The 15,368-nt window shown below is 35.0% G+C and carries 25 protein-coding genes; 3 read left to right on the top strand and 22 right to left on the bottom strand.

Features of this window, described 5'->3' with window-relative positions; all coding sequences use genetic code 11:
* Positions 1–13 precede the first annotated feature (13 nt).
* The 20 genes from rpmD to rpsJ form a co-directional block, all read right to left on the bottom strand.
* The gene (rpmD, locus tag ACW5YJ_RS05260; RefSeq protein ID WP_002482630.1) at positions 14–193 is read right to left on the bottom strand and encodes a 50S ribosomal protein L30; all 180 of its coding nucleotides are present in this window, start codon (positions 191–193) and stop codon (positions 14–16) included.
* Between the two features lie 16 nt (positions 194–209).
* Positions 210–707 (bottom strand): 30S ribosomal protein S5, encoded by a 498-nt coding sequence (rpsE, locus tag ACW5YJ_RS05255; protein ID WP_017722935.1) that lies wholly within the window; start codon positions 705–707, stop codon positions 210–212.
* Positions 708–727: 20 nt separating this feature from the next.
* Complete coding sequence (gene rplR / locus ACW5YJ_RS05250; protein WP_017722934.1) at positions 728–1,090, bottom strand: 50S ribosomal protein L18; 363 nt, start codon at positions 1,088–1,090, stop codon at positions 728–730.
* Positions 1,091–1,121: 31 nt separating this feature from the next.
* Positions 1,122–1,658, bottom strand: coding sequence for a 50S ribosomal protein L6 (gene rplF, locus ACW5YJ_RS05245; RefSeq protein ID WP_017722933.1), 537 nt, complete (start codon positions 1,656–1,658; stop codon positions 1,122–1,124).
* Positions 1,659–1,685: 27 nt separating this feature from the next.
* Positions 1,686–2,084 (bottom strand): 30S ribosomal protein S8, encoded by a 399-nt coding sequence (gene rpsH / locus ACW5YJ_RS05240; protein ID WP_017722932.1) that lies wholly within the window; start codon positions 2,082–2,084, stop codon positions 1,686–1,688.
* A gap of 31 nt (positions 2,085–2,115) precedes the next feature.
* On the bottom strand, positions 2,116–2,301 hold the full coding sequence (locus tag ACW5YJ_RS05235) for a type Z 30S ribosomal protein S14 (protein ID WP_002482625.1): 186 nt from the start codon (positions 2,299–2,301) through the stop codon (positions 2,116–2,118).
* Positions 2,302–2,322: 21 nt separating this feature from the next.
* On the bottom strand, positions 2,323–2,862 hold the full coding sequence (gene rplE / locus ACW5YJ_RS05230) for a 50S ribosomal protein L5 (protein ID WP_017722931.1): 540 nt from the start codon (positions 2,860–2,862) through the stop codon (positions 2,323–2,325).
* 25 nt (positions 2,863–2,887) lie between these two features.
* Complete coding sequence (rplX, locus tag ACW5YJ_RS05225) at positions 2,888–3,205, bottom strand: 50S ribosomal protein L24 (protein ID WP_017722930.1); 318 nt, start codon at positions 3,203–3,205, stop codon at positions 2,888–2,890.
* A 42-nt stretch (positions 3,206–3,247) separates the two neighbouring features.
* Positions 3,248–3,616 (bottom strand): 50S ribosomal protein L14, encoded by a 369-nt coding sequence (rplN, locus tag ACW5YJ_RS05220; RefSeq protein WP_002482622.1) that lies wholly within the window; start codon positions 3,614–3,616, stop codon positions 3,248–3,250.
* Between the two features lie 31 nt (positions 3,617–3,647).
* Entirely contained in the window at positions 3,648–3,911 is a 264-nt protein-coding gene (gene rpsQ / locus ACW5YJ_RS05215; protein ID WP_002482621.1) for a 30S ribosomal protein S17, read from the bottom strand.
* Positions 3,912–3,937: 26 nt separating this feature from the next.
* Entirely contained in the window at positions 3,938–4,147 is a 210-nt protein-coding gene (gene rpmC, locus ACW5YJ_RS05210; RefSeq protein ID WP_002482620.1) for a 50S ribosomal protein L29, read from the bottom strand.
* Positions 4,137–4,571 (bottom strand): 50S ribosomal protein L16, encoded by a 435-nt coding sequence (rplP, locus tag ACW5YJ_RS05205; RefSeq protein WP_017722929.1) that lies wholly within the window; start codon positions 4,569–4,571, stop codon positions 4,137–4,139. Before rplP ends, rpmC begins: the two co-directional genes overlap by 11 nt.
* 2 nt (positions 4,572–4,573) lie before the next feature.
* The gene (gene rpsC / locus ACW5YJ_RS05200) at positions 4,574–5,227 is read right to left on the bottom strand and encodes a 30S ribosomal protein S3 (RefSeq protein ID WP_017722928.1); all 654 of its coding nucleotides are present in this window, start codon (positions 5,225–5,227) and stop codon (positions 4,574–4,576) included.
* 24 nt (positions 5,228–5,251) lie between these two features.
* Complete coding sequence (gene rplV / locus ACW5YJ_RS05195; RefSeq protein WP_017722927.1) at positions 5,252–5,605, bottom strand: 50S ribosomal protein L22; 354 nt, start codon at positions 5,603–5,605, stop codon at positions 5,252–5,254.
* Positions 5,606–5,633: 28 nt separating this feature from the next.
* Positions 5,634–5,912: a 30S ribosomal protein S19 gene (gene rpsS, locus ACW5YJ_RS05190; RefSeq protein WP_017722926.1), complete on the bottom strand. Its 279-nt coding sequence runs from the start codon at positions 5,910–5,912 to the stop codon at positions 5,634–5,636.
* A gap of 64 nt (positions 5,913–5,976) precedes the next feature.
* Positions 5,977–6,810 carry a 50S ribosomal protein L2 gene (gene rplB / locus ACW5YJ_RS05185; protein WP_017722925.1) on the bottom strand — a complete coding sequence of 278 codons (834 nt, stop codon included), beginning with the start codon at positions 6,808–6,810 and terminating at the stop codon, positions 5,977–5,979.
* 29 nt (positions 6,811–6,839) lie between these two features.
* Positions 6,840–7,115, bottom strand: a complete 276-nt coding sequence (gene rplW, locus ACW5YJ_RS05180; RefSeq protein ID WP_002482614.1) for a 50S ribosomal protein L23 — start codon at positions 7,113–7,115, stop codon at positions 6,840–6,842.
* A complete protein-coding gene (gene rplD / locus ACW5YJ_RS05175) occupies positions 7,115–7,738 on the bottom strand; it encodes a 50S ribosomal protein L4 (protein WP_017722924.1) in 624 nt (207 codons plus the stop codon). Before rplD ends, rplW begins: the two co-directional genes overlap by 1 nt.
* A gap of 26 nt (positions 7,739–7,764) precedes the next feature.
* Positions 7,765–8,424 (bottom strand): 50S ribosomal protein L3, encoded by a 660-nt coding sequence (gene rplC, locus ACW5YJ_RS05170; RefSeq protein ID WP_017722923.1) that lies wholly within the window; start codon positions 8,422–8,424, stop codon positions 7,765–7,767.
* A 27-nt stretch (positions 8,425–8,451) separates the two neighbouring features.
* Positions 8,452–8,760 carry a 30S ribosomal protein S10 gene (gene rpsJ / locus ACW5YJ_RS05165; RefSeq protein ID WP_002482611.1) on the bottom strand — a complete coding sequence of 103 codons (309 nt, stop codon included), beginning with the start codon at positions 8,758–8,760 and terminating at the stop codon, positions 8,452–8,454.
* A 373-nt stretch (positions 8,761–9,133) separates the two neighbouring features.
* Here rpsJ and ACW5YJ_RS05160 point away from each other — a divergent pair, with 373 nt between their 5' ends.
* Positions 9,134–9,517 (top strand): hypothetical protein, encoded by a 384-nt coding sequence (locus tag ACW5YJ_RS05160; RefSeq protein WP_017722922.1) that lies wholly within the window; start codon positions 9,134–9,136, stop codon positions 9,515–9,517.
* 187 nt (positions 9,518–9,704) lie between these two features.
* Here the strand turns inward: ACW5YJ_RS05160 and ACW5YJ_RS05155 are convergent, their stop codons facing one another.
* On the bottom strand, positions 9,705–11,039 hold the full coding sequence (locus ACW5YJ_RS05155) for an NCS2 family permease (protein ID WP_457338558.1): 1,335 nt from the start codon (positions 11,037–11,039) through the stop codon (positions 9,705–9,707).
* Between the two features lie 110 nt (positions 11,040–11,149).
* Complete coding sequence (locus tag ACW5YJ_RS05150) at positions 11,150–13,288, bottom strand: DNA topoisomerase III (RefSeq protein ID WP_457338557.1); 2,139 nt, start codon at positions 13,286–13,288, stop codon at positions 11,150–11,152.
* A 123-nt stretch (positions 13,289–13,411) separates the two neighbouring features.
* On the opposite strand from ACW5YJ_RS05150, the gene ACW5YJ_RS05145 reads away from it, so the two are divergent.
* Together ACW5YJ_RS05145 and ACW5YJ_RS05140 are read left to right on the top strand one after the other, a co-directional pair.
* A complete protein-coding gene (locus ACW5YJ_RS05145; protein ID WP_107551623.1) occupies positions 13,412–14,281 on the top strand; it encodes a GNAT family N-acetyltransferase in 870 nt (289 codons plus the stop codon).
* Positions 14,282–14,494: 213 nt separating this feature from the next.
* Positions 14,495–15,352, top strand: a complete 858-nt coding sequence (locus ACW5YJ_RS05140) for a RhaT/GlcU family sugar-proton symporter (protein WP_017722918.1) — start codon at positions 14,495–14,497, stop codon at positions 15,350–15,352.
* The last annotated feature ends 16 nt before the right edge of the window (positions 15,353–15,368 follow it).

Below are 15,368 nucleotides of genomic sequence, written 5' to 3'. Positions count from 1 at the left end.
CACCTCCTTAAAATTATTTTTCTTCTACTGTCACTAAGTGACTTACTTTGTTGATTTGCCCACGAATAGCAGGGTTATCTTCAACGACTACTGAAGAGTTTGTTTTTTTCAAACCTAAAGCTTCAACAGTTTTACGTTGTGTTTCTGGACGACCTATAACACTACGAGTGAGGGTAATTTGTAATTTAGCCATAACTTATTTTCCCTCCTTAATTGTATAATTCTTCTACTGATTTGCCACGTAATTTCGCAACGTCTTCAGCATTTTTAAGGTTTTTTAATCCGTTGATTGTTGCACGAACCATGTTAATTGGTGTATTTGATCCTAAAGATTTACTTAAGATATCAGTGATACCCGCTAACTCTAATACTGCACGAACAGGGCCACCTGCAATAACACCAGTACCAGGTGCAGCTGGTTTCATAAATACACTGCCTGAACTGAAACGTCCAGTAACTGTGTGAGGTGTAGTACCTTCAACACGTGGAACAACAACTAAATCTTTTTTAGCTGCTTCTACTGCTTTTTTGATTGCTTCTGGTACCTCTTGCGCTTTACCAGTACCGAAACCAACGCGACCGTTTTTATCTCCTACTACTACTAAAGCAGTGAAACGGAAACGACGACCACCTTTTACAACTTTCGCAACACGGTTAATTGTAACAACGCGTTCTTCAAATTCTTTCGCTTCTTCTCTACGAGCCATGTAAATGTCCCTCCTTTAAATTAAAATTCTAATCCATTTTCACGAGCTGCATCTGCTAAGGCTTTAACACGGCCATGGTATAAATATCCTCCACGGTCAAATACAATTGTTTTTACGCCTTTTTCGCTTGCTCTTTTAGCTACAGTTTCGCCAACTTTAGCTGATAAGTCAACTTTTGAACCTGATTCATTAGCTAAATCTTTTTCTTGTGTTGATGCTTGCGCGATTGTTTTACCATTAACATCATCTATAACTTGTGCATAGATATGTTTGTTTGAACGATAGATATTCAAACGTGGTTTTTCAGCTGTACCAGCTAATTTACTGCGTACACGTGAATGTCTTTTTAAACGCACTTTATTTTTATCAATTTTGCTGATCATCTTAATTCTCCTTTCTATAGAAAGTTATTTATTATTTACCAGTTTTACCTTCTTTACGGCGAACGTATTCACCTTGGTAACGAATTCCTTTACCTTTATAAGGTTCTGGAGGTCTTACTGAACGAATGTTTGAAGCGATAGCTCCAACTTGTTCTTTAGAAATACCAGCAACTGTAACTGTTGTATTTTTTTCTACACCGAAAGTAATACCATCATCAGCTTTGATTTCAACTGGGTGAGAGTAACCAACGTTTAAGATTAAGTCATTACCTTGCATTTGAGCACGGTAACCAACACCAACTAGTTCAAGTGTTTTTTGGTATCCTTCTTTAACACCTTGTATCATATTATTGATTAAAGCACGAGTTGTACCATGTACTGTTCTATCTTCTTTAGAATCAGTTGGTCTTACAACTTCTAAAGTGCTTTCGTCTTGTTTATATGTCATTCTTTCATTCATTGTTCTTGATAATTCACCTTTAGGACCTTTAACAGTAACTGTGTTACCTTCAACACTTACTGTTACGTCGCTAGGGATGTCAATAATTTTTTTACCAACACGACTCATGTTATCGCACCTCCTTATTATTTATTATTACCAAATGTAACCTAAGATTTCTCCACCGATGTTACGTTTTCTAGCTTCTTTGTCAGTGATAACACCTTCTGAAGTAGAAACTAATGCAATACCTAAACCGTTAAGTACTTTAGGTACTTCGTTAGCTTTAGCATATACACGTAAACCAGGTTTTGAGATACGTTTTAATCCAGTGATAACACGCTCATTATTTTGACCATATTTAAGGAATAAACGGATTACCCCTTGTTTATCGTCTTCAACGTATTCTACGTTTTTAATGAAACCTTCACTCTTTAATATTTCAGCAATTTCTTTTTTAATGTTAGAAGCAGGTAATTCTAATTTATCGTGACGCACCATGTTTGCGTTTCTTACACGAGTTAGCATATCTGCAATTGGATCGTTGATTGTCATTGATTGTTGCCTCCTTTCAGACTATTTTCTATTACCAGCTAGCTTTACGAACGCCAGGGATTTGGCCTTTATAAGCTAATTCACGGAAACAAATACGGCATAATTTGAATTTACGATATACAGAATGTGGACGACCACAGCGTTCACAACGAGTATATTCACGTACTTGGAACTTTTGTTTTTTTTGTTGCTTAGCAACCATTGAAGTTTTAGCCACTTAATTAGCCTCCTTTAGAGATTATTTTTGAAATGGCATACCGAATTGTGTTAACAATTCACGAGCTTCCTCGTCAGTGTTAGCAGTAGTTACGATAACGATATCCATTCCTCGTATTTTACTTACGCGATCATAGTCGATTTCAGGGAAAATTAATTGTTCTTTAACACCTAGAGTGTAGTTACCTCTACCGTCGAATGCAGTTTTTGATACACCACGGAAGTCACGTACACGTGGAAGTGATACAGCGATTAATTTATCTAAAAAGTCATACATTCTTTCTCCACGAAGTGTTACTTTAGCTCCGATAGGCATACCTTCACGTAAACGGAAAGTTGCTACTGATTTTTTAGCTTTTGTAATTAATGGTTTTTGACCAGTGATTGACTGTAATTCTTCTACAGCGTCATCTAATACTTTAGTATTTTGAACAGCGTCACCGACACCCATATTTACTACGATTTTTTCTATTTTTGGTACTTCCATTACTGAACTATAGTCAAATTGTTTCACTAAGTTTTGAGTAACTTCAGAGTTATATTTTTCTTTTAAACGGTTCACAGTGGATCCTCCTTTCAATTAGTTATTAATTATTAGATTTGATTTCTTCGCCAGATTTTTTAGCTACACGAACTTTTTTACCATCTTCGAATTTATAACCTACGCGAGTTGGTTCATTCGTTTTAGGATCTAATAATTGTACGTTAGAAACATGGATTGCTGCCTCTGTTTCTAAGATTCCACCTTCAGGGTTAAATTGAGTTGGTTTTTGGTGCTTTTTGATAATATTGACACCTTCCACAACGACACGGTCTTTTTTAGGTTCAGTTGAAACAACTTTACCTTCTTTACCTTTGTCTTTACCTGCGATAACTTTAACGTTGTCACCTTTTTTGATATGCATGTGTGGCACCTCCTTAAATTTATATATTTATAAATATTTTTATTAAAGTACTTCTGGAGCTAATGATACAATTTTCATGAAGTTTCCTTCACGTAATTCACGAGCAACAGGTCCAAAAATACGAGTACCACGTGGGCCTTTGTCATCACGAATGATAACACATGCATTTTCATCGAACTTGATATATGAACCATCATTACGGCGTACGCCTGATTTAGTACGTACAACAACAGCTTTTACTACTTCACCTTTTTTGACAACGCCACCTGGTGTAGCATTTTTAACACTTACTACGATAACGTCACCAATATTAGCTGTTTTACGACCAGATCCACCTAATACTTTAATTGTAAGAACTTCACGTGCACCAGAGTTATCTGCTACTTTTAATCGTGTTTCTTGTTGGATCATGAGTTAAACCTCCTTTATCTTCACTATTTAATTAAATAATTACTGATTCTTCAACAATTTCTACCAAACGGAAACGTTTAGTTGCTGATAAAGGACGAGTCTCTTGTATCTTAACTGTGTCCCCTAATTTAGCTGAGTTGTTTTCATCATGAGTTTTGTATTTTTTAGAGTATTTTACTCGTTTACCATATAACTTGTGTGTTTTGTATGTTTCAACAAGTACAGTTATCGTTTTATCCATTTTATCGGAAACGACTCTACCTACATAAACTTTACGATCATTTCTTTCGCTCACTTTAGTAACCTCCTCTTTCAATTGAATTATTGATTCGCTTTACCTTGTTCAATTTCTCTTTCACGAGCAACAGTTTTTAGACGTGCAATCGTTTTTCTTACTGTGCGAATACGTGCAGTTTCCTCTAATTGACCTGTAGCTAACTGAAAGCGTAGGTTAAAAAGCTCTTCTTTTGAAGATTTGATTTGCTCTTCGATTTCTGAAGTGGTTAAGTCTCTAATTTCCTTAGCTTTCATTTGTTTCACCACCCAATTCTTCACGTTTTACAAACTTAGTTTTAACTGGAAGTTTGTGACTTGCTAAACGTAATGCTTCACGCGCAACTTCTTCGTTAACGCCTGCGATTTCAAATAAAATTCTACCTGGTTTTGCTACTGCAATCCAACCTTCTACTGCACCTTTACCAGCACCCATACGTACTTCTAAAGGTTTTTTAGTGTAAGGTGTATGTGGGAAGATTTTAATCCAAACTTTCCCGCCACGTTTCATATAACGTGTCATTGCAATACGAGCTGATTCGATTTGACGAGATGTGATCCAAGAAGTTGTAGTTGCTTGTAAACCATACTCACCAAATGTTACATAATTACCGCCTTTTGAACGACCAGTTGTTTTAGGACGATGTTGACGACGATATTTTACACGTTTTGGTAGTAACATTATTATTTTCCTCCTTCACTAGTGTTCTTAGTAGGAAGAACTTCTCCACGATAGATCCATACTTTGACACCTAACTTACCGTAAGTTGTGTCTGCTTCTGCATGTGCATAACCAATGTCAGCACGTAGAGTATGAAGTGGAACAGTTCCTTCTGAATATTGTTCAGCACGAGCGATGTCAGCTCCAGCTAGACGACCTGAAACTTGTGTTTTGATACCTTTAGCACCAAGTTTCATTGCTCTTGTAATTGCTTGTTTTTGTACACGACGGAATGAAGCACGGTTTTCTAATTGACGTGCAATGTTTTCTGCAACAAGTTTAGCATCTAAATCAACTTTTTTGATTTCGATAACATTGATGTGTACTTTTTTGTTTGTTAATGAATTTAATTTATTACGTAATTTTTCAATTTCTGAACCGCCTTTACCGATTACCATACCAGGTTTACCAGTATGAATAGCGATGTTGATACGATTCGCAGCACGTTCGATTTCAACGTGAGAAACTGATGCTTCTGTTAATGCGTTATCAATATACTTACGGATTTTTAAATCTTCGTGTAATAATGAAGCGAAGTCTTTTTCTGCATACCATTTAGCTTCCCAATCACGGATTACACCAACACGAAGTCCGATTGGATTAATTTTTTGACCCAAAGTGTTCCCTCCTTAAAAAATGTATTAAGCTTCTTTAGCTTCTTCTTTACCGTCACTTACGACGATTGTAATGTGGCTTGTACGTTTGTTGATCGCACTTGCACGGCCTTGTGCACGTGGACGGAAACGTTTTAATGTTGGTCCTTCATTAGCATAAGCTTCTTTAACTACTAATTCATCAGTGTTCATGTCGTAGTTATGTTCAGCATTTGCTAAAGCGGACATTAATAATTTTTCAACTACTGGTGATGAAGCTTTGTTCTTTAATTTTAAAATCGCAATAGCTTCTCCAGCATTTTTGCCTCTTATTAGATCTAATACTAATCTAACTTTACGAGGTGCGATTCTTATTGTTTTAGCAACCGCTTTTGCTTCCATTGGAATTTCCTCCTCTACCTGTTAGAAATTATCTTCTAGTTTTTTTGTCGTCTGCAACGTGTCCTTTGAATGTACGAGTTGGTGCGAATTCTCCTAATTTATGACCAACCATATCTTCAGTTACGAATACAGGTACGTGTTTACGTCCGTCATATACAGCGAATGTATGTCCGATGAATTCAGGGAATATAGTTGAACGACGTGACCAAGTTTTAATTACTTGTTTTTTCTCGCTTCCGCTTTGAGCTTCAACCTTTTTCTTTAGATGATCGTCAGCGAAAGGTCCTTTTTTAATACTACGAGCCATAGTGGCGCCTCCCTTCTTATTGTGTGCGTGCGGCTTTTAAGCCACACACGCAAATAAGTTATTTTTATTTTTTCTTACGTCCACGAACGATAAGTTTGTCAGATGATTTTTTACCACGACGAGTTTTCTTACCAAGCGTAGGTTTACCCCAAGGTGACATTGGAGATGGTCTACCGATAGGTGCACGACCTTCACCACCACCGTGTGGGTGATCGTTAGGGTTCATTACAGAACCACGAACTGTTGGGCGAATGCCTTTCCATCTAGAACGTCCTGCTTTACCAACGTTTACAAGTTCATGTTGGATGTTACCAACTTGACCAATAGTAGCACGGCAAGTTGAAAGAATCATACGTACCTCGCCAGATCTTAATCTGATTAATACATATTTACCTTCTTTACCAAGTACTTGTGCACTAGCACCAGCTGAACGAGCAATTTGTCCACCTTTACCAGGTTTTAACTCGATATTGTGGATTACAGTACCTACTGGAATGAATTGTAATGGTAATGCATTACCTAATTTAATGTCTGCTTCTTCACCGCTTTCAAGTACTTGACCTACTTTAAGGTTTTTTGGAGCGATGATATAGCGTTTTTCACCATCAGCATAAACTAATAATGCAATATTAGCTGAACGGTTTGGGTCGTATTGGATTGAATCAACTTTAGCGTTGATACCATCTTTATTACGTTTGAAATCAATAACACGGTATTGACGTTTATGTCCTCCACCATGATGGCGAACTGTCAATTTACCTTGGTTATTTCGTCCCGCTTTTTTCGGTAGCGGTTGTAATAATGACTTTTCAGGTGTAGTTTTCGTAATTTCAGCGAAATCTAAACTAGTCATATTACGACGACCATTAGTAATTGGCTTATATTTTTTTAGAGCCATTGTCGTTTACCTCCTTATTGGTAATCTTTTTAGTTGAATAGATCGATTGATCCTTCTTTTAATTTAACGATTGCTACGCGTCTCTTGTTTGTATAGCCTTGGTAACGGCCCATACGTTTTTTCTTTGGTTTATAGTTAATGATGTTTACATTATCAACTTTAACGTCAAAGATTTCTTCAACAGCGATTTTAACTTGTGTTTTATTAGCACGAGTATCAACGTCGAATGTGTATTTATCTTCAGCCATTGCAGCAGAAGATTTTTCAGTGATTACGGGGCGCTTAAGAACGTCTCTTGCTTCCATTATCCGAGCACCTCCTCAACTTTTTTAGCAGCTGCTTCTGTAATTACTACACTGTCAGCGCTTGTGATATCTAGAACATTTAAACCTTGAGCTGTAGTAACTTGTACACCAGGAATGTTACGTGCTGATAAAGCAACATTTACATCTTCTGATTCTGTAACTACTAATACTTTTTTAGGTTGTTCTAAATTAGAAAGTACAGTTTTGAACTCTTTTGTTTTTGGAGCATCTAAGTTTAATGTATCTACTACAGTTAAACCTTTTTCTTGTACTTTAAAAGATAATGCTGAGCGTAATGCTAAACGACGCATTTTCTTAGGCATTTTGTATGAGTAACTTCTTGGTGTTGGTCCGAATACAACACCACCACCACGCCATTGTGGAGCACGGATTGTACCTTGACGCGCACGTCCTGTACCTTTTTGTCTCCATGGTTTACGTCCACCACCACGTACTGCTGAACGATTCTTAACAGCATGTGTACCTTGGCGTAATGAAGCACGTTGTAAGTTAATCGCTTCAAAAAGAACATTGTTGTTTGGTTCGATTGCAAATACTGCATCGCTTAGTTCAACTGAACCTGATTTAGATCCATCTACTTTTAATACATCATAATTAGCCATTATGCAATTCCTCCTTTCGTTTTATATTATTTATTACCTTTGATTGATGTTGTAATTTCTACAAAACCTTTTTTAGGACCAGGTACATTACCTTTTACTAAAATAACATTGTTTTCAGCGTCAATTTGAACTACTTCTAAGTTTTGAACTGTTACAGTGTTACCGCCCATACGTCCAGGCATTTTTTGTCCTTTAAAGACTCTTGAAGCATCTGATGCCATACCTACAGAACCTGGGGCTCTGTGGAAATGAGAACCATGTGACATTGGACCACGTGCTTGATTATGGCGTTTAATGGCACCTTGGAAACCTTTACCTTTAGATACGCCTGTTACATCAATTACGTCTCCAGCTTCAAATGTATCAACTGAGACTTCTTGACCTACTTCGTATTCATCAACATTAACGTTTCTGAATTCACGAATGAAGCGCTTAGGTGCTGTGCCTGCTTTTTTAGCATGGCCTTCAGCTGGTTTGTTTGCATATTTATTACTTTTACTATCCTTTTTGTAAGCTTGTTTGTCTTCATAGCCTACTTGGATGGCGTTGTATCCATCAATCTCTTCAGATTTCTTTTGTAATACAACGTTTTGGCTTGCTTCTACTACTGTTACAGGAATTAGATCACCGTTTTCTCCGAAAACTTGTGTCATCCCGATTTTTCTTCCTAAGATTCCTTTGGTCATCGAAAGTCCACCTCCTAATTTTTTCTATTATAATTTGATTTCGATGTCTACGCCAGATGGTAAGTTCAAGCCCATTAGAGCATCAACTGTTTTTGGTGTAGGGTTAACAATATCGATTAAACGTTTATGAGTACGTTGTTCGAACTGCTCACGTGAATCTTTATACTTATGCACGGCACGAATCACAGTATAAACTGATCTTTCAGTTGGTAACGGAATTGGTCCAGAAACATCTGCACCAGAACGTTTTGCTGTTTCAACAATTTTTTCTGCTGATTGATCGATTACTCGATGATCATAAGCTTTTAATCTGATTCTGATTTTTTGTTTTGCCATAATTTTCCCTCCTTATTCGTCTACATTTAAGTGATAGACTTCTCCACGAAAACTATCTCACACAGCGCCATGGCAAAGCGGCCGGGTGTGTCAGTAACCTTTCGCTTCATCGCGTATTCTTAAAGTCCAACATTAGATATGATACATGATAAACAGTGATTTATCAAGCTTTTCTATAAAAGTTTTTAAAACTTTTGTCTAACACATACTTTGTTATTGTACTTGATTAAGTATTTCACTTCAACCTATTTCTTAATATTTCTATTGTAATCTTTAAATTTCTATAATTCTACTGTTTCTTATTGTTATTCTATTTTAATTATTTCCTTTATAATAGATAGATATAATAATTGTTGTCAGGTGGTGAAATGAAATGAAAAGTGCAATCCGCACTACACTTTTAGTATTGAGTATTATTTTAATAATTAGCGAATTAGTATACGGGATTCCTTTCTTTGGAGGCAGTATTATTCTTAGTTTGGGTTGGCAACCGTTATTAATAAGTATGTTGCTTTATTTTATAATGATAGTGATTTTAATTGTAGATAAACAAAATGCAATTAAACCTATGATGTTTATTCCCTTATTAGGTGTTATAGGGAACATCATTGCTTTCATACCCGTTGTGGGGATGGTAGTACATTGGATATTATTCTTCTTAATGTTATTTTTTGTCTTCATCTTATTATCTACTCCACTTTATGTTCCTAATAAGAACGCTAAAGTCATTTATACGGAAGATAGACGGAATAAGTAGTACAATAAACAACAAGTATTAATAATAGATAGTTTTGCTATCATTATAATGAAGGAAAATGTTCTTTCTATCATTTATCATTACAAATTAAGCCTAACACTGACTTTATTTTTGCTGTATAAAATTTAAAAGCGCACATTGTTCTAGGTCATACGACAAAGACAATGTGCGCTTCTATATATTTTTATTATCCGTGAACAAATACAAAATAAAGGATGAATAATATCATTAATGCATACATAATTGGATGCACTTCTTTATGACGTTTTGAAATAAGCATCGTAATTGGATAGAAAATAAACCCACATGCAATACCTGTAGCAATTGAATATGATAAAGGCATCATTATAATTGTTATAAAGGCAGGAACTGCTACTTCAAATTTCTTCCAATCTATTTCTGCAAAGTTTGCTGCCATCAACACGCCGACTACGACTAATGCTGGTGTGGTAACAGCACTTGTTACTACTTCCATTAAGGGACTAAAGAATATCGCTAGTAAGAAACAGAACCCGGTTACAACACTTGCAAACCCTGTTCTAGCTCCAACTGCAACACCTGAGCTTGATTCAATATAAGAAGTTGTTGTTGTTGTACCAAATATTGCACCAACAATTGTCGCTAATGAATCTGAGAACAATGCACGTCCTGCTCTTGGGAGCTTGTTATCTTTCATTATGCCTGCTTGTGTAGCGACAGCAACAAGTGTACCTGCAGTATCAAAGAAATCAATAAACAAGAACGTTAGTATTACAATTAAGAATTGCACTGTAAATAATTGACTTGGGTCTTTAAACGCTTCAAATGCTGCGCCAAAAGTCGGCTCTATACTTGGTACTTGCCCTACAATAGCACTTGGTGTATGTATAAGCCCTGTAATCATACCTACAATAGACGTCAGTGCCATACCAATAAAGATAGCTCCAGGTACTCTTAGAGCATACAATACAACAGTAGCTATAATACCAAATATTGTTAATAAAACTGGTCCATTCGTAATATGTCCTAATGTTACTAATGTAGAATCGTTACTTACAATTATCCCAGAACTCTGCAATCCTACGAAGGTTATAAAAAGACCAATCCCGGCTGATACAGCCATCTTCATCTGATAAGGTATAGCATTTATAATTATTTCCCTGAGTCCAGTCATTGTTAGAAATGCAAAGACTATTCCTGAAAATAGAACACCTGTTAAACCAATTTGCCATGGAATGCCCATGGTTAGTACAACTGTAAATGCAAAGAACGCATTTAAACCCATGCCTGGCGCTAGTCCGATAGGATACCTTGCTATTAAGCCCATAAATAATGAACCAACAAACGCAGCCAGAGCTGTAGCAACAAAGATTGCACCTTGGTCCATTTTCATATTCTCAGATACGCCATCAACGCCTGCTAAACTAAGTACTTGAGGGTTAACAGCTAATATATATGCCATAGACAAGAAAGTTGTAAGCCCACCAAGTATCTCTCTCTTATAGTTTGTTTCGTGTTTATCAAACTTGAAATACTTTTTCACGGTTAGTTCTCCTTTTTTTAAAATACCTACATATTCTAATACCAAACGAACTTTTTTACAATAGCAAACACGAACCTTACTAGATTTTTTATGCTATTTGTTCGATTAATCTAGAACTTTAGGCCTTTTAATGCGTCTTGGAATGGGTTGTTCTCTAATCCTTCATCATTATTCATATATTTTTTTAAATCTTTTTTATTTACTTTGTCTGACTTTTTATTTTTATGTCGTTTATCCATTTGAGCTTGCGTTTCTGTATGACCACATACACAACGATATACTGCCTCTTTACCTCTACCGAATAGCGTCATTTTCTTATGACAATTTGGACAACGTGCATTTGTTTTTCTTTGTACATTTTTCTTCGTCTTACATTGAGGGTCTTGGCAGACTAACATTTGACCATTTTTTGTTTTCACTTTGATCATAAATTTACCACATGTTGGACATTCTGTTGTTGTTAAATTATCATGTTTATAATTCTGATCACTCTCTTTAATTTCAGATACAACATCGTTCGTAAACGATTTCATTTCAGCTATAAATTTATTTGCATCATATTTACCTTGTTCTATGAGCGTTAACTTTTCTTCCCATTCTGCGGTTAATAATGGTGAAGTTAGTTTCTGAGGTGCTAATTCTAATATTTGCTTACCTTTGGATGTAATCCTTATTTTGCCATCTCTAGTTTCAATCGCGTTCATATTAAAGAGTTTGTCGATAATATCCGCTCTTGTAGCCACTGTACCAATACCACCAGTTTCTTTTAATGTTTGATTATGTTTTTTATCAGTTAAATCAAAGAATTTTTGAGGACTTTCCATCGCTTTAAGCAATGTTCCTTCATTAAAATATGGCGGCGGGGTCGTCTCATGTTGATTTATTTGTACTTTGCTAATATTTAATTTTGCACCTTTTTGCAGTTGCTCCATTTGGTAATTTACTTTGTCTTTGTCTTCATATATTTCTTTAAAACCTAATTTAGTAGTTACTTTGTCTTTAAAAGTAAATACATAGCCCTTAATATTCAATTCTATTGAAACAGCTTCGAATTCATGTGGAGGCATAAGATTTTCTAAATACCTTTGTGCAATCATCATATATATTTTAGATTCTCTCTGGCTTAATTGACCCATGTCTGGTCGTACCTCAGTTGGAATAATTGCATGATGATCTGAAACTTTGCTATTATCTACAAACTTTTGCTTAACTGAGAATGATTGCCTCATTTGACTTTTGGCCACATCTTTTAATGAAGTTGCCATAATTGCTTGCAATCTATCTTTTAAAGTATCTACCATATCATCAGTTAGATAATTAGAATCCGTACGCGGGTACGTAACCAATTTATGGCGTTCATACAATGCTTGTAACGTGTTCAAAGTTTCTTTTGGACCTAAGTGGAACCGTTTATATGCATCTTGCTGAAGGTCAGTTAGACTATATAGTTGTTGTGGATAAGCTTTTTTATGTGATTTAGTTATTGATGTTATTTGAGCAGAGTGGCCTTTAATTTTACCTTCTATACTTTCAAATACTGTTTTATCTGGATGTGACTGTGGCTTAGTACATTGAAAAGTTAAGTCTCCTGCATCAACTGACATTGTATAGTATGTCTTCGGTTCAAACTGTTTAATCTCATTCTGTCGCATTTGGACTAATTGTATTGTTGGTGTTTGAACACGTCCTAATGACAATTGCGCATCATACTTAGTAGTTAATGCTCTCGTTGCATTTATACCTACAATCCAATCTGCTTCGCTTCTTGCTAACGCAGCATAGTATAAGTTGTTGAATTTCCGACCATCTTGAAGCTTGTTAAAACCGTCTCTAATTGCTTTTTGCGTTACTGAACTAATCCACAAACGTTTTATTGGCTTTTTATTGTGTGATTTATCTAAAATCAAACGTGCTACAAGCTCTCCTTCTCTCCCAGCATCGGTTGCAATAATAATATCTTTCACATTATTATTATTAATCAATGATTGAACAGTCGAAAATTGTTTTCTAGTTTTACTAATAACAACTGTTTTCATTTTATTAGGTATGATCGGTAAATCATTAAGTTTCCATTCTTTATAACTCTTATCATATTGTTCTGGAGTTGCATTAGTTACCAAGTGACCTAACGCCCATGTAACAATATATTTATTATTTTCAAAGTAACCATTACGTTTTTCGTTGATATTAAGCGTATTTGCAATATCTCTACCTACTGAAGGTTTCTCAGCTATAATTAATGATTTCATAATTTCGCCCTTTCAAATTCAATATAATATACATTGTAACATGTATGTAGCACATCAAAACTTCCATTTAATCAAAAAAGTTCTTATAATTAACTTAAGCGATCATTCTATGGAGGTATTGTTATGAAAATTATTCAGTTAAATAACTATGATCAAATTGTAAAGTTTATTAATAACGCTGATTACCATACCGCATCTTATCTATATAAATTACCACAAGCACGCGAAAATGTTGAAGTTGCCATAAAACAAGCTATAGACGATCCAGGTGTATTTGCTCAAATCAATGAACAAAATGAAATCGTTATGCTTATCTTCGCATTCAAATATGAAGATAATAAATACAAGGTTATTGGTCCTTTCATCGATAAAAATAGAGAATTAACAACTGAATCATTTAAAGTTTTATTTGAAACTATGGCTCAAAGTAAACCTGACACAGCCAACTTTAATTTTTCCTTTGAAGAATATGAGCAAAATTATTCATCTTTTATGAAATCAATTCAGTCATCTTATAGTTTTACAGATTATCATTTAATATCAACACAGGACATTGGTACTGTTGATAATATCCAAAACATAACAGACTATCATCCAGCTTACTATCGTTCCTTCAAAAAATTACATGAGCACACGTTCAAACATGATGTAATGACCGCTGACGAAATTGTTAATTCATTGGATAAGCAACATAAACTTTTTGTTTTCATGTCTGAAGGCCTTCTAAAAGGCTACTTATACTTACAAATATACGAAGATACTAAAAATGCTGAAATTAAGTATTTCTCATCTCATACAGATTATAGATTTATGGGAATCGCATTTGACTTATTATCGCACGCCTTAAATTTTGCATTCTCTAATTATGATATTGATAAAACATATTTCAAGATTAGAAATAAAAATCATACATTAGTAGAACGTTTTAACGAATTAGGTTTTTATATTAATTACGAATATAAAAAATTCAAATACGTAGCTGCACATCTCTAAACTATATTATTATAATAAAATCTTTTTAATTATATAAAAGAGAGCAATAGTCCACTATTGCTCTCTTTTTGCAATTTAATTACAAAAAAATTGCAAATTATAAACTAATACTTTTACTAAAATAATAGTTTGGTTTAGAATGAATGTTTGTAAACAATTGTTGGTGATTGTTTTAAGGGGAGAAAAACAAATAGAGAGAGAGTGAGTAAAAGTATGGATTTATTAATTGCTTTATTACCTGCGTTATTCTGGGGTAGTGTAGTTTTAATTAATGTTCTTGTAGGTGGAGGCCCTTATAATCAGATTAGAGGGACGACTTTTGGTGCATTAATCATCGGTATTATCTTATTACTTACAGGTAATGCCAAATTTGATGATCTTACTATCATTATTGTCGGTTTAATTTCTGGTGCTTTCTGGGCATTAGGTCAAGGTTATCAATTAAAATCTGTAAGTCTTATAGGTGTTTCAAAAACAATGCCTATTTCAACAGGATTACAGTTGGTTGGTACAACGTTATTTAGTGCCATTTTCTTAGGTGAATGGAGTACTGGTGTGCAAGTTACATTAGGCCTTGTTGCTATGGTGTTACTTGTTATTGGTATTGCGTTAACATCTATTAAAGGTAAAAATGAAGCATCAGAAAGTGCCAAAAACTTTGGTAAAGCGATGCCTATCCTTTTAATATCTACTGTTGGTTATGTTGTCTACGTAGTAGTAGCACAAATATTTGGCGTAGATGGAATGAATGCTTTATTCTTCCAATCTATAGGTATGGCTATTGGTGGTTTAATACTATCAGCTAAACATGAAACATCAGTTAAAAGTACACTATGGAATTTAATTCCAGGTGTTGTATGGGGTATCGGTAACTTATTTATGTTCTACTCACAACCAAAAGTTGGTGTAGCAACTAGTTTCTCATTTTCACAATTATTAGTTATTGTATCTACACTCGGCGGTATTTTCCTATTAGGCGAGAAAAAAGACAAACGTCAAATGATTGGTATTTGGGCTGGTATTGTACTTATCGTTATTGCAGCCTTTGTACTCGGAAATATTAAAGCATAATTATAATTAAGAGATA

It is taken from the genome of Staphylococcus sp. mip270_02 (genome assembly GCF_054031535.1).
Note: the sequence above shows the minus strand (reverse complement) of the source record. Positions and strands in the feature narration are given on the sequence as shown.